The sequence below is a fragment of the Photorhabdus tasmaniensis genome, assembly GCF_011189505.1.
GTDB lineage: Bacteria > Pseudomonadota > Gammaproteobacteria > Enterobacterales > Enterobacteriaceae > Photorhabdus > Photorhabdus tasmaniensis.
In genome coordinates, this window is sequence record NZ_PUJU01000220.1 from 1 (window position 1) to 455 (window position 455).

Consider the following 455-nt stretch of genomic DNA (forward strand, 5'->3'; position numbering starts at 1 on the left):
TTTTGAAATCTTATTTAATCAATAAATTAACCCAGTACCGTGGCGGTAAAACGACACATTGGATCCTCACGCCAGTTTCAAATTGCCTGATGGCTTACTGGATGAACAAGGAAAAACTCAAACAGATGCATAGCAACACTAATGCAACATTGGGCAATACCATCCCACTCTCGCCTGTTAGGCTTGAAGCGCTAACTGCGTGACAACCGCACCTCACAAAAAATTCGTGATATACATCACATTTTTAAAATTAATCGGATATTAACCAATCAAATAGCCGCGACACCGTACATTTTTTGTTATATTTTTTCGCTCAGATATTATATAGGCAAAACTATTCATTCTTTGTCTTTACTCTCTGAGGTAACCCATGGCATAGCAGCCCAGATTACCTGTTTGATGTGCTCAATGACGGTTATCAACAAGACTATCAGCAACAGACTGCTAGCAACCTC

1 protein-coding gene is annotated in these 455 nt (G+C 39.6%); it reads left to right on the forward strand.

Annotated elements, in window-relative coordinates; all coding sequences use genetic code 11:
* Positions 1-203, forward strand: a 203-nt coding sequence (locus C5471_RS23640) for a hypothetical protein (protein ID WP_166296696.1), incomplete at its 5' end; no start/stop codon positions are given.
* Positions 204-455: the final 252 nt, after the last annotated feature.